27 protein-coding genes are annotated in these 22725 nt (G+C 62.1%); 19 read left to right on the top strand and 8 right to left on the bottom strand.

From position 1 onward, the window contains the following. Nucleotides 1-6 precede the first annotated feature (6 nt). The gene (locus FJW04_RS28235; protein ID WP_140616355.1) at nucleotides 7-555 is read left to right on the top strand and encodes a hypothetical protein; all 549 of its coding nucleotides are present in this window, start codon (nucleotides 7-9) and stop codon (nucleotides 553-555) included. Next, nucleotides 555-896, top strand: coding sequence for a DUF6105 family protein (locus tag FJW04_RS28230; protein ID WP_140616357.1), 342 nt, complete (start codon nucleotides 555-557; stop codon nucleotides 894-896). Before FJW04_RS28235 ends, FJW04_RS28230 begins: the two co-directional genes overlap by 1 nt. On the opposite strand, the gene ruvX is transcribed toward FJW04_RS28230, so the two are convergent. Further along, entirely contained in the window at nucleotides 814-1320 is a 507-nt protein-coding gene (gene ruvX / locus FJW04_RS28225) for a Holliday junction resolvase RuvX (protein ID WP_140718062.1), read from the bottom strand. The genes FJW04_RS28230 and ruvX overlap by 83 nt on opposite strands. A 124-nt stretch (nucleotides 1321-1444) precedes the next feature. On the opposite strand from ruvX, the gene FJW04_RS28220 reads away from it, so the two are divergent. From FJW04_RS28220 to FJW04_RS28195, 6 genes are all read left to right on the top strand, one after another. Next, a complete protein-coding gene (locus FJW04_RS28220) occupies nucleotides 1445-2152 on the top strand; it encodes a metal-dependent hydrolase (RefSeq protein WP_015317755.1) in 708 nt (235 codons plus the stop codon). Between the two features lie 23 nt (nucleotides 2153-2175). Next, nucleotides 2176-2592, top strand: coding sequence for a hypothetical protein (locus FJW04_RS28215; RefSeq protein WP_140616363.1), 417 nt, complete (start codon nucleotides 2176-2178; stop codon nucleotides 2590-2592). An 87-nt stretch (nucleotides 2593-2679) separates the two neighbouring features. Beyond that, nucleotides 2680-2967 (top strand): Asp-tRNA(Asn)/Glu-tRNA(Gln) amidotransferase subunit GatC, encoded by a 288-nt coding sequence (gatC, locus tag FJW04_RS28210; RefSeq protein WP_015317757.1) that lies wholly within the window; start codon nucleotides 2680-2682, stop codon nucleotides 2965-2967. A 7-nt stretch (nucleotides 2968-2974) separates the two neighbouring features. After that, the gene (locus FJW04_RS28205) at nucleotides 2975-3430 is read left to right on the top strand and encodes a GNAT family N-acetyltransferase (protein ID WP_140616365.1); all 456 of its coding nucleotides are present in this window, start codon (nucleotides 2975-2977) and stop codon (nucleotides 3428-3430) included. Then, a complete protein-coding gene (locus FJW04_RS28200) occupies nucleotides 3430-4995 on the top strand; it encodes an amidase family protein (protein ID WP_140616367.1) in 1566 nt (521 codons plus the stop codon). The genes FJW04_RS28205 and FJW04_RS28200 overlap by 1 nt, the downstream gene beginning before the upstream one ends. Nucleotides 4996-5073: 78 nt before the next feature. Then, complete coding sequence (locus FJW04_RS28195; RefSeq protein WP_140718060.1) at nucleotides 5074-5871, top strand: YdcF family protein; 798 nt, start codon at nucleotides 5074-5076, stop codon at nucleotides 5869-5871. Here the strand turns inward: FJW04_RS28195 and FJW04_RS28190 are convergent. Further along, nucleotides 5844-6560: a DUF599 domain-containing protein gene (locus tag FJW04_RS28190; RefSeq protein ID WP_140718058.1), complete on the bottom strand. Its 717-nt coding sequence runs from the start codon at nucleotides 6558-6560 to the stop codon at nucleotides 5844-5846. The two genes, FJW04_RS28195 and FJW04_RS28190, sit on opposite strands and share 28 nt — an antisense overlap. Nucleotides 6561-6735: 175 nt before the next feature. On the opposite strand from FJW04_RS28190, the gene FJW04_RS28185 reads away from it, so the two are divergent. The 3 genes from FJW04_RS28185 to FJW04_RS28175 all read left to right on the top strand — a co-directional run bounded on the left by FJW04_RS28185 (nucleotide 6736) and on the right by FJW04_RS28175 (nucleotide 9627). Then, nucleotides 6736-8139, top strand: coding sequence for an L-serine ammonia-lyase (locus FJW04_RS28185; protein ID WP_140718056.1), 1404 nt, complete (start codon nucleotides 6736-6738; stop codon nucleotides 8137-8139). A gap of 76 nt (nucleotides 8140-8215) precedes the next feature. Further along, the gene (locus FJW04_RS28180; RefSeq protein WP_140616375.1) at nucleotides 8216-8653 is read left to right on the top strand and encodes a DUF1489 family protein; all 438 of its coding nucleotides are present in this window, start codon (nucleotides 8216-8218) and stop codon (nucleotides 8651-8653) included. Nucleotides 8654-8925: 272 nt separating this feature from the next. Then, entirely contained in the window at nucleotides 8926-9627 is a 702-nt protein-coding gene (locus FJW04_RS28175; RefSeq protein WP_140718054.1) for a DnaJ domain-containing protein, read from the top strand. A 46-nt stretch (nucleotides 9628-9673) separates the two neighbouring features. Here the strand turns inward: FJW04_RS28175 and FJW04_RS28170 are convergent, their stop codons facing one another. Next, the gene (locus FJW04_RS28170) at nucleotides 9674-11095 is read right to left on the bottom strand and encodes a D-alanyl-D-alanine carboxypeptidase (RefSeq protein WP_140718052.1); all 1422 of its coding nucleotides are present in this window, start codon (nucleotides 11093-11095) and stop codon (nucleotides 9674-9676) included. 284 nt (nucleotides 11096-11379) lie between these two features. Between FJW04_RS28170 and FJW04_RS28165 the strand changes: the two genes are divergently transcribed. The 3 genes from FJW04_RS28165 (at nucleotide 11380) to clpA (ending at nucleotide 14770) form a co-directional block, all read left to right on the top strand. After that, nucleotides 11380-11709: a phasin family protein gene (locus tag FJW04_RS28165; protein WP_140718049.1), complete on the top strand. Its 330-nt coding sequence runs from the start codon at nucleotides 11380-11382 to the stop codon at nucleotides 11707-11709. 256 nt (nucleotides 11710-11965) lie between these two features. After that, on the top strand, nucleotides 11966-12295 hold the full coding sequence (gene clpS, locus FJW04_RS28160) for an ATP-dependent Clp protease adapter ClpS (protein ID WP_010909565.1): 330 nt from the start codon (nucleotides 11966-11968) through the stop codon (nucleotides 12293-12295). A 6-nt stretch (nucleotides 12296-12301) separates the two neighbouring features. Further along, nucleotides 12302-14770, top strand: coding sequence for an ATP-dependent Clp protease ATP-binding subunit ClpA (gene clpA / locus FJW04_RS28155; protein ID WP_140718047.1), 2469 nt, complete (start codon nucleotides 12302-12304; stop codon nucleotides 14768-14770). A gap of 79 nt (nucleotides 14771-14849) precedes the next feature. Here the strand turns inward: clpA and FJW04_RS28150 are convergent, their stop codons facing one another. The 4 genes from FJW04_RS28150 to FJW04_RS28135 form a co-directional block, all read right to left on the bottom strand. Next, nucleotides 14850-15281 carry an HIT family protein gene (locus tag FJW04_RS28150; RefSeq protein ID WP_140718045.1) on the bottom strand — a complete coding sequence of 144 codons (432 nt, stop codon included), beginning with the start codon at nucleotides 15279-15281 and terminating at the stop codon, nucleotides 14850-14852. 115 nt (nucleotides 15282-15396) lie between these two features. Beyond that, on the bottom strand, nucleotides 15397-16608 hold the full coding sequence (locus FJW04_RS28145; protein ID WP_140718043.1) for a GNAT family N-acetyltransferase: 1212 nt from the start codon (nucleotides 16606-16608) through the stop codon (nucleotides 15397-15399). A gap of 55 nt (nucleotides 16609-16663) precedes the next feature. Further along, nucleotides 16664-17392, bottom strand: a complete 729-nt coding sequence (locus FJW04_RS28140; RefSeq protein WP_140718041.1) for a glycerophosphodiester phosphodiesterase — start codon at nucleotides 17390-17392, stop codon at nucleotides 16664-16666. Nucleotides 17393-17406: 14 nt separating this feature from the next. Beyond that, a complete protein-coding gene (locus FJW04_RS28135) occupies nucleotides 17407-17871 on the bottom strand; it encodes a RidA family protein (RefSeq protein ID WP_140718039.1) in 465 nt (154 codons plus the stop codon). A gap of 138 nt (nucleotides 17872-18009) precedes the next feature. Here FJW04_RS28135 and FJW04_RS28130 point away from each other — a divergent pair, with 138 nt between their 5' ends. The 5 genes from FJW04_RS28130 (at nucleotide 18010) to tsf (ending at nucleotide 21752) form a co-directional block, all read left to right on the top strand. Next, complete coding sequence (locus tag FJW04_RS28130; protein WP_015317775.1) at nucleotides 18010-18840, top strand: cell envelope integrity EipB family protein; 831 nt, start codon at nucleotides 18010-18012, stop codon at nucleotides 18838-18840. 36 nt (nucleotides 18841-18876) lie between these two features. Next, a complete protein-coding gene (locus tag FJW04_RS28125) occupies nucleotides 18877-19155 on the top strand; it encodes a DUF4031 domain-containing protein (protein ID WP_140616396.1) in 279 nt (92 codons plus the stop codon). After that, the gene (locus FJW04_RS28120) at nucleotides 19152-19763 is read left to right on the top strand and encodes a LysE family translocator (protein ID WP_015317777.1); all 612 of its coding nucleotides are present in this window, start codon (nucleotides 19152-19154) and stop codon (nucleotides 19761-19763) included. The genes FJW04_RS28125 and FJW04_RS28120 overlap by 4 nt, the downstream gene beginning before the upstream one ends. A gap of 177 nt (nucleotides 19764-19940) precedes the next feature. Then, nucleotides 19941-20723 carry a 30S ribosomal protein S2 gene (gene rpsB / locus FJW04_RS28115; RefSeq protein WP_015317778.1) on the top strand — a complete coding sequence of 261 codons (783 nt, stop codon included), beginning with the start codon at nucleotides 19941-19943 and terminating at the stop codon, nucleotides 20721-20723. 108 nt (nucleotides 20724-20831) lie between these two features. After that, nucleotides 20832-21752, top strand: coding sequence for a translation elongation factor Ts (tsf, locus tag FJW04_RS28110; RefSeq protein ID WP_015317779.1), 921 nt, complete (start codon nucleotides 20832-20834; stop codon nucleotides 21750-21752). Nucleotides 21753-21756: 4 nt separating this feature from the next. Here the strand turns inward: tsf and FJW04_RS28105 are convergent, their stop codons facing one another. After that, a complete protein-coding gene (locus FJW04_RS28105; RefSeq protein WP_140718037.1) occupies nucleotides 21757-22701 on the bottom strand; it encodes a LysR family transcriptional regulator in 945 nt (314 codons plus the stop codon). Nucleotides 22702-22725 lie beyond the last annotated feature (24 nt).

The following is a 22725-nucleotide window of genomic DNA, read 5'->3' as shown; positions in this document are numbered from 1 at the left end:
ATCACGATGCGACACGTACTGACCTCCTTTCTGTCCGTGCACTGGGCGATCGTTTTTGCCCTGCTCGCGGTGATCTGTATCGATGGAAATCGAGGTGTGACGGCGGCTCTCGGCGTACTCGGCGTGGTCGTCGAGAGCGCCCAGTTTGTCAATCTGGAGAACATCGTCGTGGTCGCTCCGCTGGCGATCGCGTTGCTGGTCGTGGCGGTGCTGTTCTTCTGGGCCTTTGTCGATACGCTGATCAACGACGCGTCCAGCCCGGGCGCCGACAGCGTCGTTCGCATCGCCTTTATTTCCGCTTCCGGGGTGATGTCGATGATCCTGATCGGCGGTGCGGCCCAAGGCATCAACGGCCTGTTCATGGTGGTCGCCGTGCAACTGGCCGCACTTCTGGTCTCCTATGTCGCGATGCTCGCCGAACGACGTTCGGTAGCTGCGCTGGATGAGGAGGATTTCCACGCCACGGCGCACAGCATGGCGAAGGCCGCGGCGCATAATTCGCTGCTCTCCATGATATCGGGACGGACCGGTCCGAACGGGAAGGGAGGCCGCTGATGCGCTACATCTTCGCATTGTGGGCCGCGCCGATGGCGCTGTTTTGGGGCTGGTTCTACCTGTCGCTCAACGACATGAATTTCGGCTATGTGATGCTCAGCCGGCAGTTGCACGATTTCGTGTTCCAGCTCTACGGTCAGATGCTCGGCATCGACCCCGCAACCATCCCGGGCATGGTGGCAAAAGCCTGCGTGTTCGATGGCTTGCTGCTCGTGGCGATATGGATGTTTCGCAGGCGTCGCGAGATATTGGCCTGGGTCAGGCGTCGCTGGACGGGTCCGGTCCCGTTCGATCGGCTGTATCGAGTGACTGAAGCCGGTCCAAAACTCCCTGCAGAATAAAGGCGGCCGCCGCCGAATCGATCTTGCCGGCGCGTTTGGCGCGCGAGAAATCCATCTCTATCAGCGTCCGTTCGGCCGCGACGGTCGACAGCCGCTCATCCCAGAATACGAAGGGCAGGTCGCTTAGCCGCGCCATGTTGCGCACGAAGGCGCGCGATTTCTGTGCGCGCGGACCTTCCGATCCATCCATGTTGATCGGCAATCCGATCGCCACCGCACCGACATTCTCTTTCGTCAGCAATGCCAGAAGGACGGCGGCGTCGAGCGAGAATTTCCGCCGGATGATGACTGGACGCGGATGAGCGAAGGAGAACCCCCGATCGGAAACCGCCACGCCGATCGTCTTGTCGCCGAGATCGAGCCCCGCCAAGGTCCTGCCGTTGGCGAGCCGTGCCGGCAATTGCTCAATCGTGATGACGGTCAACGGTTTTCCCTCGTTTTTTCGACAGCACGCGTCCTTTCGGATGCCCGGCGGACACTATACCCTTTGATCTCAAGGCTATCGGCGTTCTATCCTTTGGCTCGGGAAAAATCGAGGAAATGCATTCATGAAACTGACCTGGTATGGCCACTCGGCCTTCCGCATCGAAACCGGTGACGCGAAAATCCTCATCGACCCCTATCTGATCGGCAACCCGTCCTGGACGGACGGGTGGGAAGGACCGGCCGAAGGGATCACGCATGTTCTTTTGACGCACGGGCACAGCGACCACATCAGCGGCGCGCTGGAAGTGCTCGGCAAGAGCGGCGCGCAACTGGTCGCCAATTTCGAGATCTGCATGTACCTTGTCGGCAGGGGCGTCAGCGACAAGAAGATCAATCCCGGCAACATTGGCGGCACGGTCGATTGCGGCGGTTTCACCTCCACTTTCGTTCAGGCGCTGCATTCGTCCTCCTTTGGCGAAGAGGGCGGCAAGAACGTCTATCTCGGCAATCCGGGTGGGCTGGTCCTGCATTTCCCGGAAGACCAGACGCTCTACCACATGGGTGACACCGACATCTTTTCCGACATGGCGCTGATCAATGAATTGCACGAGCCAAAGATTGGCATCGTTCCGATCGGCGATCGCTTCACCATGGGCGGTGCGGTGGCGGCCCTTGCCTGCCGCCGCTTCTTCAAGTTCGAAACGGTGGTCCCTTGCCATTTCGGCACGTTTCCAATGATCGACCCGACGCCCGAGAAGTTCGAAGCCGGGCTGGAAGGATCTGGGGTCAAGCTTGCATTGCCGAAGATTGGTGAAACGATTACCATCTAGAACAGCCAAAGCGGAACAAATCCATGGCATTAGGGCGATCTCTTTGCGTATCGATGTTTGTCGCGGCGTCGCCCGCGCTTGCTGCGGATGACTTCATCGAAGGTGTCTATCTCCAGTCGGAGGAACTCTGTACCCAAGCCAAAAAGGATACGCTGCAGACGCTGATCGATGCCGGCAACATCGTTCTTTCGAAGAACGGCCTGCAAGGCGTCGAATACAATTGCGAATTCGTTCAGGTCAGCAAGGCGACACGCTCGCCGAGCTGGGCTGTGACGGCGATCTGCCAGGAGCCGGGCTATGTCTTTCCTGACGTCCTGTCGGTGACGCAGATGAACCCGACGCAGGTCGATCTCGTGTCGGCCCGGCCGATCGACGATGAAAGCGAGGCGAGCGGCAACAGCGGCAGCTACTATCTGTGCGAGGGCATTGCCCTGCCATGAGGTTGTTGCCCGATTGTCGGGCGGCACATGTTGCGCGTCGCGCGCCGCGCCGCTATAGCCCGGACTGGTTTTCCCCGAGGCAAATACATGTCCGTTGATGTCAAGACAGTGAAGCGCGTGGCGCATCTCGCCCGCATCGCGGTGAGCGAGGAAGATGCCGAGCGTATGACCGGCGAGTTGAATGCCATACTGGGCTTCGTCGAGCAGTTGAACGAGGTCGATGTTTCCGGCGTCGAGCCAATGACGTCGGTGACGCCGATGGAAATGAAGAAGCGCGGCGATGTCGTCACCGACGGCAACAAGGCGGCCGACATCGTCGCCAACGCGCCCGCGACCGACGAGAATTTCTTCCTCGTGCCGAAGGTCGTGGAGTAAGGCACCGATGGCTATCGAGATCGCCATCGAAACGCCGCTGCAGGACGACGTGCGCGGCTTGGTCGCGGAACTCAACGCGACCTTGCTCGAACTGACGCCGCCGGAGCACTGCTACCACCTGACGGTCGAGCAGATGGCAGGCAAGGACACGACGGTTTTCATCGCTCGCGACAACGGCGTCGCCATTGGTTGTGGTGCACTCAAGCGCCATGACGATGCCATTGGCGAGGTCAAGCGTATGTACACGAGGCCTTCGCATCGTGGCCGCAAGATTGGCGCTGGAATCGTCCAACGGGTCGAGGCGCTGGCGCGCGATGAAGGGTTGAAGCGGCTGGTGCTGGAGACCGGCGATCGCCATCCCGCCGCCTGGACCGTCTATGAACGCGCCGGGTTCTCGCGCTGCGGCCCGGTGCTGGACTATCCCGATTCCGAGTGGTCGGTGTTTTACGAAAAGAGCCTTTGATGAGCGACCTGACCCATCTGACGATTTCGCAGGCCCGCGCCAAGCTGCGCGCCAAGGAAATCACCGCGACCGAGATCACCGAAGCCTATCTCTTGGCGATCGATCGCGCCAATCCGGCGCTCAATGCCTATGTGGCGGTGACCGGCGACAAGGCGCGCGACATGGCCAAGACGTCGGATGCCAGGCTGCTCAAGGGCGAGGGCGGTGCGCTGGAAGGCATTCCGCTCGGGATCAAGGACCTGTTCGGTACCGAAGGCGTCCACACCCAGGCCTGCAGCCACGTGCTCGACGGCTTCAAGCCGCGCTATGAATCAACGGTCACGTCCAACCTGTGGGCCGACGGCGCCGTCATGCTGGGCAAGCTCAACATGGACGAATTCGCCATGGGCTCGTCCAACGAGACCTCCTACTACGGCCCGGTCATCAACCCGTGGCGGCGTTCGCGCCTCGATACGGTGGTGATGCCGACGACGCATCAGGGTGATGGCGGCTTCGTCTCGGCAGGTGGCACGAAAACCCAGCGTAGCCTCGACAATGCGCAGCTGGTGCCGGGTGGTTCTTCCGGTGGTTCGGCGACCGCCGTGTCGGCCTTCCTGTGTGCAGGCGCAACCGCCACCGACACCGGCGGTTCGATCCGCCAGCCAGCCGCGTTCACCGGGACCGTCGGCATCAAGCCGACCTATGGCCGCTGCTCGCGCTGGGGCATCGTCGCCTTCGCCTCGTCGCTCGATCAGGCCGGACCGATCGCCCGCGACGTGCGCGACGCCGCCATTCTTCTGAAATCCATGGCGTCGGTCGATCCCAAGGACACCACGTCCGTCAACCGGCCGGTGCCGGACTACGAGGCGGCGATCGGCAAGCCGATCAAGGGCATGAAAGTCGGCATTCCCAAGGAATACCGTGTCGACGGCATGCCGGAAGAGATCGAGGCGTTGTGGCAGAAGGGCATTGCCTGGCTCAAGGACGCCGGCGCCGAAATCGTCGACATCTCCCTGCCGCACACCAAATACGCGCTGCCGGCCTATTACATCGTGGCGCCCGCGGAAGCTTCTTCCAACCTCGCCCGCTATGACGGCGTCCGCTACGGCTTGCGCGTGCCGGGCAAGGACATCGTCGAGATGTATGAGAAGACCCGCGCCGCCGGCTTCGGCCGCGAGGTCAAGCGCCGCATCATGATCGGCACCTATGTGCTGTCGGCCGGCTACTATGACGCCTACTACCTGCAGGCTCAGAAGGTGCGCAATCTGATCAAGCGCGACTTCGAAAATGTCTTCGCCGCCGGCGTCGATGTCATCCTGACACCTGCGACGCCGTCCGCTGCCTTCGGCATCGCCGACGAGGACATGGCCGCCGATCCGGTCAAGATGTACCTCAACGACATTTTCACCGTGACCGTGAACATGGCCGGCCTGCCCGGCATCGCAGTGCCCGCCGGCCTCGACCCCAAGGGGCTGCCGCTCGGCCTGCAATTGATCGGCAGGCCGTTCGAGGAAGAGACGCTTTTCCAGACCGCGGCTGTCATCGAGCAGGCGGCCGGCACATTCCAGCCGGAGAAGTGGTGGTAAGGAAATCGCTCGCCTGACGCATGGTCCTGAAAATCGCGATCGATTTTGGACAGCCTTGCGGGCTGTAATGAGTGAGCGATGTTCTACTATCTTTCCAAGATATTCTGGTTCTTCATCCAGCCACTCAACCTGACGATCTTCCTGCTTTTGGCAGGCCTGCTCGCCGGGATGGCCGGCCGGCGGCGACTTGCCGTCAGCGGCGGCGTGCTGGCGTTTCTGATCCTTGCGCTGTCGGCGTGGACGTCACTTGGAGCGATGATGCTCAATCCGCTGGAGGAACGCTTTCCCAGGCCGCCGCTGCCGGAGAAGGTAGACGGCATCGTCGTGCTCGGCGGCGGCTTCGAGGGCGCTATCAACCTTGTGCGCGGCGGCTATGAATTGAACAGCAGCGGCGATCGCATGGTCGAGACCGCGATCCTCGCCAGGCGTTTCCCGCAGGCAAAAGTGGTGGTCTCCGGTGGAAACGGCTCATTGTTCTTCGACGGCGAAGGTGATGCCGACACCGCGCCGCGCCTGCTCGAGGCGCTGGGTGTCCCGGCCGACCGGCTGCTCCTCGAAGACAAATCCCGCAACACTTACGAGAACGCGGTCTTCAGCCGCGAACTGGTCAAGCCCAAACCGGGCGAGACATGGCTTTTGGTGACATCAGCCTTTCACATGCCGCGCGCCAAGGCCCTGTTCGACAAGGCAGGTTTTCCAACTGTTCAATGGCCGGTCGACTATCGCACCTCGGGTCGGGAAGGCGTCGGCTTGTTTCGCGACAATGCGGCCGATTCGCTGCAGAACACGACCATCGGGGTTCGCGAATGGATCGGGCTTTTTGCCTATTGGCTTTCCGGACGCATCGATCAGCCGTTTCCGACGCCGGGCGGCTGACCGATCACCGCGCGCCGCGCCGCCGAGAAGAACTGGCGCCGTACCAGAACGGCCAGCAGCAGAAGCGTCGACAGCACGAACACCAGGGGATCGACGAACCAGCCGAGATAGCCGATCGAGAAGAACACGCCGCGCAGGCCCGAGTTGAAATGCTTGCCGGCCAGCATGTTCATTTGCGTCGCGCGCCACACGGCCGTTTGCGTGAGGGGATTGCGCGAGGCCTCGCCATGCGGGATCGGCACGGCGCCGATCAGGATCGAACAGTAGTTGAACAGCCTATAGGCCCAGCCGAATTTGAAGAAGGAAAAGGCCAGGATCAGCACCAGTCCCAGCACCTTGATCTGAAAGGCCGAGCGCGACGGCGCGCCGCCCAAGGGCAAGGTGCTCAGCACCTCAAGCACCCGGTCCGACGCGCCAAGCAGGGCGAAGCAGCCGCCGAGCGCGATCAGCGAACTGGAGGCGAAGAAGGCGGTTCCCTGCTGCAGGCCGCTCATGATGGCGGTGTCGACGATGCGGATCTCGCGCTCGGCCATAGTGCGCATCCAGGCCTCGCGTTGCGCATTCATGGCGGTGGTCAGCGACACGCGGCCGACCAGGTGGCCGTCCGAGGCGAGCGTGTGCAGCACCCATGCGAGGAGGAAAAAGCCCAGCGCCGCGAGATCGGCCGTCGAAAGATAGGAATCGCCCATGGCGCCGAATCTACCATATTCGGCCCGGTTGCTTCGATGACCTTGCACGGCGCGTTGCACTCGATGTCGCTGCCGGAGCAAACAAGGTCGGCAGGTGCTGCGCCGCGATTGTCAAAAGAGCGGAAACATCCCGGGAATTCCTATATGTAATCCTCGACGTGACCCAGGAGACAGCGTGTTCCTTTCGGTTTTCGACCTGTTCAAGATCGGCATCGGCCCCTCGAGCTCGCACACGATGGGACCGATGACGGCTGCGCGCCGCTTCCTCGATGAGGTCGCGGGCGACGACTGGCCGCGTCCCGCTGGCGCCAAGGTCGATCGCATCGGCGCCAGCCTGCATGGCTCGCTCGCCTATACCGGCATCGGCCATGGCAGCGACCGTGCCGTCATTCTCGGCCTTGCCGGCCAGACGCCGCAAACGGTCGACCCCGACCGAGCCGACGAAATTGTCAGCCGCATCACCGCCGACAAGCTGGTTTCACCGCCCGGCCACCCTCCCTACCATTTCGATCCGGCCACCGATCTGGTGCTGGACCGCAAGACGCCGCTCACCGGTCATGCCAACGGCATGGCGTTCTACGCTTACGACGTCGGCGGCCGGTTGCTGCTCAAGCGCATCTACTATTCGATCGGCGGCGGCTTCGTGGTTTCGGAAGAAGAGCTGCAACGGATGAAGTCGAAGGGCTCGGTCACAACCGAGGGCAAGAAAGTGCCGTATCCCTTCAAGAATGCTGTCGAGATGCTGAAGATGGCGGCCAGGAGCGGCCTTTCCATTGCCGAAATGAAGCGCGTCAACGAGGAGACGCAGATGTCGCGCGAGGCGCTCGACACCGGCCTCGACGCGATATGGGACGCCATGAAGGGCTGCATCGACCGCGGCCTGTCGCAGGACGGCATCATGCCCGGCGGCCTGAAGGTGCGCCGCCGCGCCAGGCAGCTCCATGACAAGCTGCAAGAGCAGTGGCAACAGAACCGGCCGAACCCGCTACTCGCCAATGACTGGCTGTCGATCTATGCGATGGCGGTCAACGAGGAGAATGCGGCCGGCGGGCGTGTCGTCACCGCGCCGACCAATGGTGCCGCCGGCACGCTGCCGGCGGTGCTGCGTTACTGGCTGCATTTCCATCCCGAGGCCGACCAGCCGAGCATTCGCGACTTCCTGCTGACGGCAGCGGCCGTCGGCGGCATCATCAAGTCCAATGCGTCGATATCGGGCGCCGAGGTAGGCTGTCAGGGCGAGGTCGGTTCCGCCTCGGCAATGGCTGCGGCCGGCCTGTGCGCGGTCATGGGCGGCACCCCCGAGCAGGTCGAGAATGCTGCCGAAATCGCGCTCGAACATCATCTCGGCATGACTTGCGACCCGGTCGGCGGGCTGGTCCAGGTGCCGTGCATCGAGCGCAACGCATTGGGCGCCGTCAAGGCGGTGACGGCCGCGTCACTGGCCATCAAAGGCGACGGCGTGCATTTCGTGCCACTCGATGCGGCGATCGAGACGATGCGCCAGACCGGCCTCGACATGAACGAGAAGTACAAGGAAACCAGCCTTGGCGGCCTGGCGGTCAATGTGGTCGAGTGTTGAGGGCTGGCCCAAGCCGGCACTGTGGAGAAGTCCGTCAGGCCGTTGACGTCTCGGCGCTCCGGACTAACCTTGGGCGATGGCTCTCAATCTCCTAAAGCTTTGCGTCGGTTGCGACAGTGTCGAGGATCTCGAAGAGTGGATCGCCTTCCGTCTTGACGAGCGCCGCCGTGCCGGCGAACCAGCCGAACACTGGCACACCACCCGCATGATGCCGACACGTGGCGACGAGGTCACCGATGGCGGTTCGCTCTACTGGGTGATCAAGGGCAGCGTGCAGTGCCGCCAGTTGATCACGGAAATCCGGCCGTTCACCGATGACGACGGCATCGGCCGCTGCCATTTGATGCTCGACCCCGAGGTGGTGCGCACCGACTGGCAGCCGCGCCGCGCCTTCCAGGGCTGGCGTTACCTGAAGCCGGCGGACGCCCCGGCCGACCTCGGCAAGGGCAAGGCGGGATTGGTCGAGATGCCGCCGAAACTCAGGCGCGAGCTGGCCGACCTCGGCCTGCTCTAGGGCTTGAGCGAAGGATTGCCTACTGCCGCGCCCGCGTTTTCTGGCCCTCAATCTTGCCCCGCGCTGGACTTGCAAGCGACGCGACGACGCCACATCTTGAAATCCATGCGCGATGAAGAACTGTCGACACAGGCCGCTGTGCTTTGGAGGATCAGTTCGCATGATGGTCCTCCTTCCGGCCCGATTAAAGGCCATGATTCTGGCGCAGGAAAAGTGTTGAAGGACATCACGCGGCTGTCCGAGCGGACAGGACCCCTGCGGGGCGGTGCGAAATGTTAGGCGCAATTATCATTGTGGTCGCGTTGTTGCTGGTGCTGCTGGGGGTAGCCACCGCATTTCTCCGCGCGGATCCGGCGCAACTCGCAAGCGGAATGAGAAAATTGGGACCGATCCTGCTGGCGCTGGTGGGTGGCGCCGTGCTCCTGGTCGGGCGCCAAGGCATCGGCGGCATCATCCTGTTCGTGGCAATCGCCTGGTACGGCGCCATGCATACGGGCGGGCCAAAGGCCAGACCGGGTGCTGGAAAACGCTCAACGGTGCGGACGGCGGCACTCGAGATGGAACTCGATCACAATACTGGCGGCCTGGAAGGACTGGTTCTGGCCGGCCGCCACGATGGCAAGATGCTTGGCTCGATGACCCTTGCGCAATTGCAGCATCTCTACCGTGAACTCTCCGGCGATCCGGAGAGCCGGCAGTTGCTAGAGACGTATCTTGACGGCAGATTTCCCGTCTGGCGCAAATACGCTGAGACGAACGGTGGCGAAGGGCTGGGTGTTGCGCCAGGTCCGGGCGCCATGACTAAGGAGGAGGCCTACAAGGTCCTTGGTCTTGAAGCGGGGGCCGCCGCGGCGGATGTCCGCAAGGCGCACCGCCGCCTGATGCAGCGCCTGCACCCCGATGTCGGCGGCACGTCTTTCCTGGCGGCGCGGATTAACGAAGCCAAGGACGTCTTGCTCTCCAATCACAACTAGTCTCCTTCGACGCAAAAATTTTCCGGGAGATATCTTCCACGCAGTCCTATTGCTGGACGGCGTAGCACTCGATTTTCTTCTTCTTCAAAGCGGTGCAGGCCTTCCAGGCGGCATCCTTGGACCCAAAGCCGCCGAAGCGAGCGCGGTAGTAGGTGGCGCCGTCCTTGTCGAAAGCGACGGTGAAGCCGGAGGCGTGGGCCAGCACCTTGGGAGCTTGCTTGGTGGTCTTGTCGAGGAAAGCCTGGGCTTCGGACTGCTTCGGCGAGGAGGCAACCTGGATGGCCCAGCCTGACGGAACCGACGCGGTGCTGACCGGATCAACGGCCGGGGTGGGCTCGGCATAGGCGGCCACGACCTGGGCGGTGGCGACCTTGGGAGCGGAGACGATGACCGTCTTTACCTTCTTTGCCGGGACAACCAGCTTGGGTGCCTCCGCCTCGGCTGTATCCTCGTCCTCGCTGTCGCCCTGGGCAACGGTCGCGTCGTCGGCGACGGCCGTATCGGCTTCCGCCACGGCCACCGGCTTTTCGTCCGGGGTCGGCGCGTCATGCTTGGGCAGGAGAACCTTTGCAAGTGCGCTGATGGGGTTGCTGTCCGCCTTGGCAACGAGGTCGCCGCCACCGCGGGTCGAGGCCCTCGGCAGATAGGTGTTGATCAGGCCCGCCATCTGGTTGTCTCGGCTGCCGCCCGACGTGCCGCCCATGACAACGGCGACCAGGCGGCGGTTGCCGTCATTAACGGACGAGACGAGATTGAAGCCGGAGGCGCGGGTATAGCCGGTCTTGATGCCGTCGACGCCCTTGATGCGTCCGAGCAGACGGTTATGGCCATTGATGCGCTGGCGACCGTAGAGAAAGGATCGCTGCGCGAAATAGCCGTAGTACTGGGGAAAATGTTCCCTGAGCGCAATGCCGAGCGTGGCCATGTCGCGCGCGGTGGTGAACTGTCCCGGATCCGGCAGGCCGTTGGCGTTGCGGAAGACCGTGCCGTTCATGCCAAGCTGCCGCGCCTTGGCCGTCATCATCCGGGCGAAGTTGGTTTCGTTGCCGCCGAGCATTTCGCCGAGCGCGGTCGCCGAGTCGTTGGCCGACTTCGTCACGATCGACAGGATCGCGGTCTCGACCGCCACCGATCCACCAGGCTTCACGCCGAGCTTCGTCGGCGCCTCGGCTGACGCATGGGCCGAAAACACGACTGGCGAGTTTCTGCTGATCCTGCCTTTCGCCATCGCTTCGAAGGTCAGATAGAGCGTCATCATCTTGGTCAGCGAAGCGGGATAGCGCCGGCCATCGGCATTAGCCGAGTACAGCACCTTGCCGGTTTTGGCATCGACGACGATGGCCGCGGATTTCGCCGCGAGCGACGAGGCGACGTCCGCGACGACGAAGGTCATCGCCATGGCGAGGATCATGATCGTTTTAAGAGGGAACGCGGATTTGGAAACGAAGCCCGACAACGCCTGACGCACTGGTAGTTCCTTTGAATTTCTCGTTGCGCTGGAGGCGGCAAAGGGATCCTGCCTCACTTCTGGCCAAGCTAGCGGGGCAGCGTTACCAATCCGTTTATGGTAACCGCCGCGTTCACCATTTTCTGGGGGTTTGAGCCTTCCTTTATTCGAATTTTAGCCATTGCCGCTGCCCGCGGGGTCGCGAGCCCCCGACTTCTTGACTTTTGTGCGCTGCACAATATATATTATGCATTGCACAACGGCGCTCGGGGCAGGGCGCGTCAACCGTCCAGGGAGAGTACGAAATGACCCAGACCTATGAGGACTTCAGCAAATACGGCAAGGAGTTCGCCGACACCGGATTGAAGAGCTTCGCCTCCTTGTCCAAGGGCGCGCAGGCGATCGCCACCGAGGCCGGCGAATACACCAAGAAGAGCTTCGAAGCCGGCAGCGTCGCGTGCGAGAAGCTGTTCTCGGCCAAGTCGCTGGACAAGGCGATCGAGATTCAATCCGACTATGCCAAGCAGTCCTACGAGGCGTTCGTCGCTGAGGCTACCAAGATTGGCGACCTCTATGCCGCACTCGCCAAAGAGGCCTACAAGCCGTTCGAATCGATCGTTGCCAAGGCAAAGTAATTTTTCGCCCGTGAATTGAAAATCCGGCCCTTTGGGCGCGGGACAAAACCCGACCGCGGAAACGCGGCCGGGTTTTTTCATGCCAGCGCTTCACGATTGCGAAAAACCGCCAGGTTGGCCACCTAGCCATATTGTCAGCTAACCAGAAGGGCTTAAAATCGTCCATCGAACACCTACATGTTGAACTCGCATGAGGATTCGAAAGAGGCAGGATTACGTGACGATCGGTTTGACTGCCACGAGACAAGTGGCGCGGATGCAAAACGGCGGCGGCGACGGCAATGAGGCCGGCCGCGGGACGGCCGTCATCACGCGCACCAAAACCAAAACCAAGAAGCCCAGCCTTTACCGGGTCCTCATCCTCAACGACGACTACACTCCGATGGAGTTCGTGGTTCACGTGCTGGAACGTTTTTTCCAGAAGGACCGCGAAGCCGCCACACGCATCATGCTTCATGTTCACAATCATGGAGTGGGCGAGTGCGGGGTCTATACATTCGAGGTGGCCGAGACCAAAGTGTCTCAGGTCATGGATTTCGCCCGACAGAATCAGCATCCGCTGCAATGCGTGATGGAGAAGAAGTGAGGTAACATGCCGGCTTTCTCCCAAGGCCTGGAAAAGGCGCTTCACCAGGCGCTGACGCTCGCCAATGAGCGGCACCATGAATATGCAACCCTTGAACATTTGCTGCTCGCGCTCATCGACGACACCGAGGCGGCCGCCGTCATGCGCGCCTGCAACGTCGATCTCGACGAGCTGAAGCATACCGTTCTCACCTATATCGATACCGAGCTCGACAATCTGGTTACCGGCTACGACGAGGACTCCAAGCCGACCGCCGGCTTCCAGCGCGTCATCCAGCGCGCGGTGATCCATGTGCAGTCATCGGGTCGCGAGGAAGTGTCTGGTGCCAACGTGCTCGTGGCGATCTTCGCCGAGCGCGAAAGCCATGCCGCTTATTTCCTGCAGGAACAGCAGATGACCCGCTACGACGCGGTCAACTACATCTCGCATGGCATCGCCAAGCGTCCGGGCGCGTCGGAGAGCCGCAGCCCGCGCGGTGCCGATGACGAGCAGGGCGGCCCGAACGGCGCCGAGCCACAGGAGGAGGGCGGCAAGAAGAAGCAGCAGCAGGACGCGTTGACCGCTTATTGCGTCAACCTGAACAACAAGGCCAAGGCCGGCAAGATCGATCCGCTGATCGGCCGCGAAGGCGAGATCAACCGCACCATCCAGGTGCTGTGCCGCCGTTCCAAGAACAACCCGCTCTACGTCGGTGACCCCGGCGTCGGCAAGACGGCGATCGCCGAAGGGCTGGCCAAGCGCATCGTCGAGGGCGACGTGCCGGAAGTGCTGCACAATGCCACCATCTTCGCGCTCGACATGGGCACGCTGTTGGCCGGCACGCGCTATCGTGGCGATTTCGAGGAACGGCTGAAGCAGGTCGTCAAGGAACTCGAAGATTATCCGGGTGCCGTGCTGTTCATCGACGAGATCCATACGGTGATCGGTGCCGGCGCCACTTCGGGCGGTGCCATGGATGCGTCGAACCTGTTGAAGCCGGCGCTGTCTTCCGGCGCGATCCGCTGCATCGGTTCGACCACCTACAAGGAGTTCCGCCAGTTCTTCGAGAAGGACCGTGCCTTGGTTCGGCGCTTCCAGAAGATCGACGTCAACGAACCGACCGTCGAGGACGCCATCGAGATCATGAAGGGCCTGAAGCCCTATTATGAGGAATTTCACAAGGTGAAGTTCACCAACGAGGCGATCAAGGCCTCGGTGGAGCTGTCGGCGCGCTACATCAACGACCGCAAGCTGCCGGACAAGGCGATCGACGTGATCGACGAGACCGGCGCCTCGCAGATGCTGGTGCCGGAAGCCAAGCGCAAGAAGACGATCGGCATCAAGGAGATCGAAGCGACGATCGCCACCATGGCGCGTATTCCGCCGAAGACGGTTTCGGCCGATGACGAGAAGGTGCTGCAGGGCCTGGACATTGAGCTCAAGCGCGTCGTCTACGGCCAGGACACCGCCATTACGGCGCTGACCTCGGCGATCAAGCTGGCACGGGCCGGCCTGCGCGAACCGGAAAAGCCGATCGGCTCGTACCTGTTCTCGGGCCCGACCGGCGTCGGCAAGACGGAGGTCGCCAAGCAGTTGGCCGCCTCGCTCGGCGTCGAACTGATCCGCTTCGACATGTCGGAATATATGGAACGCCACACCGTCTCGCGGCTGATCGGCGCGCCTCCCGGCTATGTCGGTTTCGACCAAGGCGGCCTTTTGACCGACGGTGTCGACCAGCATCCGCACTGCGTGCTGCTGCTGGACGAGGTCGAGAAGGCGCATCCGGACCTGTTCAACATCCTGTTGCAGGTGATGGACCACGGCAAGCTGACCGACCATAATGGCAAGCAGATCGACTTCCGCAATGTCATCCTGATCATGACCACCAACGCGGGCGCATCCGATGCGCAGCGCGCGGCGATCGGTTTCGGTTCGACCAAGCGCGAAGGCGACGATGTCGAGGCGATCAACCGGCTGTTCACGCCGGAATTCCGCAACCGTCTCGATGCGATCATCCCGTTCGGCTCGCTGCCGGTGCCGGTGATCCATCAGGTGGTGCAGAAGTTCGTCATGCAGCTGGAAGCCCAGCTCTCCGAGCGCGGCGTCACCTTCGACCTGTCGCCGGACGCGATCGCCTGGCTTGCCGACAAGGGTTATGACGAACGCATGGGCGCGCGTCCACTTGGCCGCGTCATCCAGGAGCACATCAAGAAGCCGCTGGCCGACGAGGTGCTGTTCGGCAAGCTGAAGAAGGGCGGCACGGTGCGCGTCACCGTCGAGAAGAAGGAAACCGGCGAGACCGGCCTGAAGCTCGAATCGCTCGCCGACGAGGCACCGGTGAAGCCGAAGAAGGAAGAACCGGAAGACGCGCCGAAGCCGTCCAAGGCGGTGGCCAAGAAGCCCGTGGCAAAGAAGGCCGTGGCGCAGAAGCCGGAACCCAAGGGCAAGGACGGCGGCAAGCGCAGCCTTGTGCCGCAACTGCCCAGAAAAGGCTGATCGGAACTTACTCGGAAAAGCCCCGGAAACGGGGCTTTTTCATTGCGCCAAAGTCATATGAGAACGGCGAACAGACGCCTCAGCCCGCGAGCGCGGCACGGATCTTGCCGGCATTCTCCGCCAGCACTTCCGGCTTCTCCATCTGTCCGGAATGCGGTTTGAGCGCCACGCCCTCGAAGCGCGGAACCACATGCACATGCAGGTGATAGACCGTCTGTCCGGAGGCTGGCTCGTTGAACTGCATTATGGTGACGCCATCGGCGTTAAAGGCTTTCTTCACCGCCAGCGCCATTTTTTGAACAACTGTAAAGAGCGAGCCAAATATCTCCGGGTTGGCGTCGAGCAAGTTGCGCGACGGTGCTTTCGGCACCACCAGCGTATGGCCCGGTCCTTGCGGCATCACGTCCATGAAGGCCACTACGGCGTCATCTTCGTAAACGCGGTGCGAAGGAATTTCTCCACGCAGGATCTTTGCGAAGATGTTGTCGGGGTCATAGGCGGTTTCGGCCATGGCGAACGCTCCGGATTGTGCCTCGCCATCCGGTGTAACGAAGCCTCTCGCGAGCGGCAAGACGATCGGGCGAGATCGACACGCCCGCTTCGACAAGGGAGCGATGAAGCGGCCCTCAAGGATCGGATTTGCGGAAGGGCGTGTGTTCTTCCAGATATTCGCCCATCCGCTCGACTTCGCGCCGCTCGCGCCTGAGATAATCGGCGACCGCGTTGCGCAGGCCAGGATGGGAAATGTAGTGGGCCGAATGCATGGTCACCGGCCGGTAGCCGCGCGCCAGCTTGTGTTCGCCTTGCGCGCCTGCCTCGACCACCTTCAGCCTGCGTTCGATGGCGAAGTCGATGGCCTGGTGATAGCAAACCTCGAAATGCAGGTAGGGGTGATCCTCGATGCAGCCCCAGTTGCGGCCGTAGAGTGCGTCGGAACCGATGAAGTTGATGGCGCCGGCAATATAGCGCCCGTCGCGCCTGGCCATCACCAGCAGGATGTCGTCCGCCATGCGTTCGCCAATCAACGAGAAGAACTGGCGGTTCAGGTAGGGGCGGCCCCATTTGCGGCTGCCGGTGTCCATATAGAAGGCGAAGAAGTCGTCCCAGGCCTTTTCGGTCAGGTCCTTTCCGGTCAGCCAGTCGATCGAGATGCCACCGGCCAGCGCCTCGCGCCGTTCCTTCCTCATCGCCTTGCGTTTGCGTGAGGCAAGCGTGGCGAGAAAGTCGTCATAGGTTGAAAAGCCTTCGTTGAAGAAATGGAACTGCTGGTCGGTGCGATGCAGGAAGCCCGCGGCTTCCAGCGTCGCGACGTCGCTCTCCTGCACGAAGGTGACATGCGCAGAGGACACGCCGAGCTTGTCGGTCACCATTTTGAGACCGGCGGCAAGCCCAGCCTTCACCGCACCCTGATCCTCGCCTTTGCCGACCAGCAGGCGAGGGCCGGTGACGGGGGTGAACGGCACGGCACTTTGCAGTTTTGGGTAGTAACGGCCGCCGGCGCGCTCGAAGGCATCCGACCAGCCGTGATCGAACACGTATTCGCCCTGGCTGTGCGACTTGAGATAACAGGGAACGGCGCCGAGGAGCCTGCCTTGCGCGGTCTCCAGCCGCAGGTGATGACCTTGCCAGCCGGTGCGCCGCACGGCGCAGCCGGAATCCTCCAGAGCGCTCAAAAAAGCGAATGAAACGAGTGGGTTGTACCCAGTTTCCGTGTCGCTACGCGTGGTTCCGGCAAAGCCGTTCCATTCGTCGCAGGTAAAGGCTCCGATGCCGGCGGCGATGCGGATCGAATAGTCTGCATTCGCCATTTGTCCGTCGCCGTCGTCGCCCTGATCCATGAGGCTTATTTAAGCTCCATTCGGGCCGCTACAAGTCACGTTTCGGGCACCCTTCTCAGGCGACTTCGACCATGTCCGGTTCGAACCCTTCGAACGTCATCTGGTCGGCGTATCTAAAGGTCAGGTCGATCGCGGGCTGATCATGCACCGTCCAAGTGATGACAGGCATTTTGAGCTTTTCGCGCACGAAGCTGACAAACGGGTTCGGCAGATCGCCGGCGGCATAGGAGGTAAAGGCGAGTTCGTGCGCCAGCATGGCGAAATGTGCTTCGATCAGCTTGGCGTCCTTGCCATAGGCGGTCAATCCAGCCGGGATGCCGGGCGCGTGTTTGGGGAAATCGCGGATCAGCCAGTGATCGAATGACATGATCGCCGCCTTGCCCTTGTAGCGCTTGAGCATCTTGCCGACGCGCGCCACCAGGCCTTCGTCGCGACCGGGAGTTCCTTTCAGTTCGACCACCATGGGCACGCGACCATCGACGAGGTCGAGTGCTTCCTGCAACGTCGGCACGTGATCCGCCGTGCCGCCAACCTTGAGCGCGGTAAGTTCGGCCGCGCTGCGTTGCCAGACGAAACCGTCCTGCCCGGTCAGCCGTTGCAAATCGTCGTCATGGATCACGACGGGGATGCCGTCCGACGACAGATGCACGTCGCATTCGATCGCGTAGCCGCGTTCGGCCGCGGCAGCGAAGGCGGAAAGCGTGTTTTCCCAGCGCGTCTTGTTCATGTCGTGAAAGCCGCGATGGGCAACCGGCCGGGCCGTCAGCCAGGAGAGGTCGGTCATGTCAGCACCTACACTCATTCGACTTCGAAGATCGCTTCGATTTCCACCGCGGCATTAAGCGGCAAGGAGGCGGTGCCGACGGCCGAGCGCGCGTGCTTGCCGCTTTCGCCGAGCGCGGCAACCAGGAAATCGGAGGCGCCGTTGGCGACCAGATGCTGCTCGACGAAGTCGGGGGCAGAGGCCACGAAGACGGTGATCTTCACCAGGCGACGGATCTTCTCGAGGTCGCCAAGTGCCGCCTTGGCTTGTGCCAGGATGTTGATGGCGCAGTATTTCGCCGCGTCCTTGCCGCTTGCCGTGTCGACGTCTCGGCCGAGCAGGCCGCTTGCCTGCAGCTTGCCGTCCTTGAGCGGCAACTGACCAGCGGTGAACAGCAGGTTGCCGGTCCTGGAATAGGGCACGTAGTTGGCGGCGGGTGCGGCCGCGACAGGAAGCGTCACGCCGAGATCACTTAGCCGCTTTTCGATTGTTTCACTCATTGCTTTTCCCTATTGCTGGAAGGCGCCGCGCTGGCCGGGCCGAAATTGCTATTTTTGCCTCGCTTCCGCCACGACTTTTTTTAAGCTGGACCATCTTTCCCTGCGGCCTGCCATCAGCCGCGACGATCGGAGTACCTCATGCGCGCGACGCGCCTTGCATTCCACGCCGTTCTGTTGTCGGCGCTTTTGCCAACAGGCGCCGCTGTCGCCGCACCGGCGCTGCAGGCGCATCGCGCCGTCTATGATCTCACGCTCAAGAAAGCGGATGATCGGTCCGGCATCACCGGCATCACCGGCCGCATGGTCTACGAGTTCAACGGCTCGGCCTGCGAAGGCTATACGGTGAAATTCCGTTTCGTCACCCAGATCGCCACCAACGACAACACGAAGCTGACCGACCAGCAGACGACGACTTTCGAGGATGCCGAAGGCAAGACCTTTTCGTTCGTGACGAAATCCTTTGTCGACCAGAACCTCGACAAGGAGGTCAAGGGTATGGCCACGAAAGACGCGAAGGGCCTCAAGGTCGATATCGACAAGCCGGAGAAGAACAGTCTCGAACTCGCCGCCACCCAGTTTCCGACCCAGCATCTGGTCGAGCTGATCGGAAAGGCCGAAAAAGGCGAAAACTTCTATCAGACCAACCTGTTCGACGGCTCGGAAGACGCCAACAAGGTGATGACGACCACCGTTGTCGTCGGCAAGAAGAGCGAGGCCGACAAGGCCGATCCGGAAGCGCCGGCATTGGCGAAGCTTGCCACCGACAAATACTGGCCGGTCGACATCGCCTATTTCGACGACAGCGCCCAGAACGGCGAGGAAGTGCCGGAATACCGGATCAGCTTCAAGCTGCACGAGAACGGCATCACCCGTGATCTCGTCATGGACTATGGCGACTTCTCGATGACCGGCAAGCTGGTCAACCTGTCGCTGTTCGACCAGACAAAGCCTTGCCCAGTATCGAAATAGCAGGGTCGGGCAATTGAGCTGGCCGTGGCGGGCTTGATGGCAGTCTATGTAGATGCGGCGATCTGGAAATGGGCCGGCCATCTCTGGTGCCATCTCCTAGCCGACGACACCGACGAATTGCATCGCTTTGCGGCGGAACTCGGCATCAAGCGCTCGTCCTACCAGGGCCCGCCTAAGACATCCGCTCCGCATTATGACATAACCGGCTTCGAGCGCGACCGTGCGGTGCGGCTCGGCGCCATCGAGTGCAGCCGCGAGCAGATCGTCGCCATCTTCCGGCGCGTGCGGGTGCCCAACGGAAAGTCCAAGCGATGACACCAACGGCATTCCTGGCATATTGCGCCGCTGTGACGCTCGCCGCCGCCACGCCGGGGCCGGCAATGTTCGCGGTCATCACCAACGGTGTGTCGCGTGGGTTCCTGCGGGCCTTCATGGCCGGCCTTGGGGTCGCCGCCGGCGATGCCGTGCTCGTCACTCTGGCGCTGCTGGGGTTGGTGGCCCTGGCTCAGACCTTCGAATGGATCTTCCTCCTGTTGAAATATGCCGGCGCCGCCTATCTGATCTTTCTCGGCGTCAGGATGTGGCGGGCCTCGGTCGCGCAATCGAATGAGCCGCGGACGGGGCAGGCGAAATTGTCCCGATCCTTTCTGCTCGGCGCGTCCATAGCGCTCGGAAACCCGAAGGCGATCCTGTTCCATGCCTCGATCATGCCGCTGATTCTCGACCTCGACACGATGACCTTTTTCGATGGCCTGCTGGTGGTGGCGACCGTCATCAGCGTCAATATCGTGACAATGGGGGTCTATGCCGCGCTCGCGGGCCGGGCTTCGGGCTGGTTCAGGACACCCAGGCGCATGCGGCTGATGAACAGGTTCGCCGGCAGCGCCATGATCGGCACCGGAGCGCTGATTGCCGCACGCTAGGCGTTAAAGCGCCGCCCCGCTTGCGTTTGTCGGACTTCCCCTCTATATGCGCGCTCATTCCACACACGGACTTTGGTGTCTGCCCGGGAGAAATCCGGCTGAGACCTCCGGTGGCGTTCGAGGACCTCGGTCCAAAAATGCCTGTGTCCGTGGAGGCTAACCGGAAAGGAACTTAGAATGGCACTGCCTGATTTCAGCATGCGCCAGCTTTTGGAAGCTGGCATTCACTTCGGCCACCAGACCCACCGCTGGAACCCGAAGATGGCGTCCTACATCTACGGCGCCCGCAACAACATCCACATCATCGACCTCTCGCAGACGGTGCCTTTGCTGCACCAGGCGCTGAAGCAGGTTTCCGACACCGTCGCCAAGGGCGGCCGCGTGCTGTTCGTCGGCACCAAGCGCCAGGCGTCGGACATCGTTGCCGATGCGGCACAGCGTTCGGCCCAGTACTACGTCAACTCGCGTTGGCTCGGCGGCATGCTGACCAACTGGAAGACGATCTCGAACTCGATCCAGCGCCTGCGCAAGCTCGACGAGATGCTGGCCGGCGAAGCGCAAGGGTTGACCAAGAAGGAACGCCTGAACCTCGATCGCGAGCGCGAGAAGCTCGACAAGGCGCTCGGCGGTATCAAGGACATGGGCTCGACGCCCGACCTGATGTTCGTGATCGACACCAACAAGGAGGCGATCGCCATCCTCGAGGCCAAGCGCCTGGGCATCCCGGTCGTCGCCATCATCGATTCGAACTGCGATCCGGACAAGATCGATTTCCCGATCCCCGGCAATGACGACGCGGCCCGCGCCATCCAGCTTTATTGCGACCTGATTGCCAAGGCCGCCATCGACGGCATCGCCCGTCAGCAGGGCGCGCTCGGCATGGATATCGGCGCTTCGGTCGAAGCTCCGGTCGAACCGGCGCTCGATCCGGCTCCGGCGTCGGAAGCCCCCGAGGCTTGATAATCGAAGGCCGGTTGCGGCCTTCATCTTTCTCATATTTTGGCACGCTAAACAGACGCACCATCGAATACCGATGGTGCGTCGGTGCATTTAAACAAAGAGGCGACAATGAGCATTTCGGCTGCACAGGTCAAAGAACTCCGCGACTTGACCGGCGCGGGCATGATGGACTGCAAGGCGGCGTTGAACGAGACCAACGGCAACTTGGAAGAGGCCGTTGACTGGCTGCGCAAGAAGGGTATCTCCAAGGCCGACAAGAAGGCCGGCCGTACGGCAGCCGAAGGCCTGATCGGCGTCGACAACGGTGTGCGTGAAGCTGCCGTGGTCGAGGTGAATTCCGAGACCGACTTCGTCGCCCGCAATGCCGCCTTCCAGGAAATCGTCGCCAACGTCGCCAAGGTGGCGCTTGCCTATGGCACGACCGAAGCGGTCGCCGCCGCCAAATATCCGGGCTCCGACAAGTCGGTCACCGACACCATCAAGGACGCGGTCGGCACTATCGGCGAGAATATGGGCTTCCGCCGCTCGGCCAAGCTCACCGTTCCGCATGGTGCGGTTGCGACCTATGTCCACAACGCTGTTGCCGATGGTCTCGGCAAGCTCGGTGTGCTGGTCGCGATCGAGACCACGGGCAACGAGCATGCCGCCAATGCCTTTGGCCGCCAGGTCGCCATGCATGTCGCCGCCACCAACCCGATGGCGCTGACCGCCGAGCAGATCGATCCGGCCGCGGTCGAGCGTGAGAAGGCAATCTTCTCCGACCAGGCGCGCCAGTCCGGCAAGCCGGAAGCCATCATCGAGAAGATGGTCGAGGGTCGCCTGCGCAAATTCTATGAGGAAGTCGTGCTCCTGAAGCAGGCCTTCGTGCTCAATCCCGACATCACCGTCGAGAAGGCGCTGCAGGATGCCGAAAAGGAAATCGGCGCGCCGGCCAAGATCACGGCCTATTTGCGCTTCGCCCTTGGCGAGGGCATCGAGAAGGAAGAGACGGATTTCGCCGCGGAAGTCGCGGCGGCGGTCAAGAAGTAACTTCTTACCGGTCCATTTCGCCTGTGTTTTTTCGGCCGGACATCCGCTGGGATGCCCGGCCGATTTCGTTCGCGGTGTCGATAAAGGCCCTGAGTTTGGGCGCCATCGCCGCGCGACGCGGAAAGTAGAGGAAAAGGCCGGGTTCCTCGATCGCTGATTGCGGCAGAACCTGCACCAGGCGACCGGCCGCGAGATCGGCGCGCGCCAGCGGCTCGAACATGTAGGCAAGGCCCACTCCGGCGAGAGCCAGATCGATTGCCGCAAGCGAGTCCGTCACGATGGCCGTACCGCTGGTTTCCATGACCACGTCCTTGCCGTCCCAGGTCAAATCCCAGCGATAGAGGGCACCGGAGCGAACGAGACGGTATCCGATGCAATTGTGGTTCGTGAGATCGGCCACGCTGCGCGGACGGCCATGTCGCCCGATATAGGCGGGCGAGGCGACGATAACGGCTTTGAAGGGCTGCGTCAGTCGGATGGCCACCATGTCCTGGGCGATCATCTCGCCAAGCCGGATGCCGGCGTCAAAACCTTCGCCGACGATATCGACCAACCCTTGATCGGCAAAAATCTCGACCGTGATGTCGGGATATCGCTCGGCCATCGCCGCCACGACCGGCGTCACCGCCAACGGCATTGCAATGTTGGAGGCGTTGATCCTGAGCAGCCCGGACGGTCTGCCCTTGACGCTGCGAATACGATCCATCCGCTCGGCGATATCCTGGAGGGCAGGGGCCGCCGTTTCCACCAGCGCCTTGCCGGCCTCGGTGAGCGAAACGCTGCGCGTCGTGCGCGCAAACAGCGGCTGACCGATCCGCTCCTCGACGAGGCGCACTGCATGGCTGACCGCCGAAGGGCTCATGCCCAGTTCGGCCGCGGCAAGGGCAAAACTGCCGCGCCGGGCGACCGCAATGATGACAGGCAGATGGCTGAGCAGATCCCGGTCCATTCATGAACAGTATCGCATAGTCTT

This window comes from Mesorhizobium sp. B2-7-3, from assembly GCF_006440715.1.
GTDB classification, from domain to species: domain Bacteria; phylum Pseudomonadota; class Alphaproteobacteria; order Rhizobiales; family Rhizobiaceae; genus Mesorhizobium; species Mesorhizobium australicum.
Note: the sequence above shows the minus strand (reverse complement) of the source record. Positions and strands in the feature narration are given on the sequence as shown.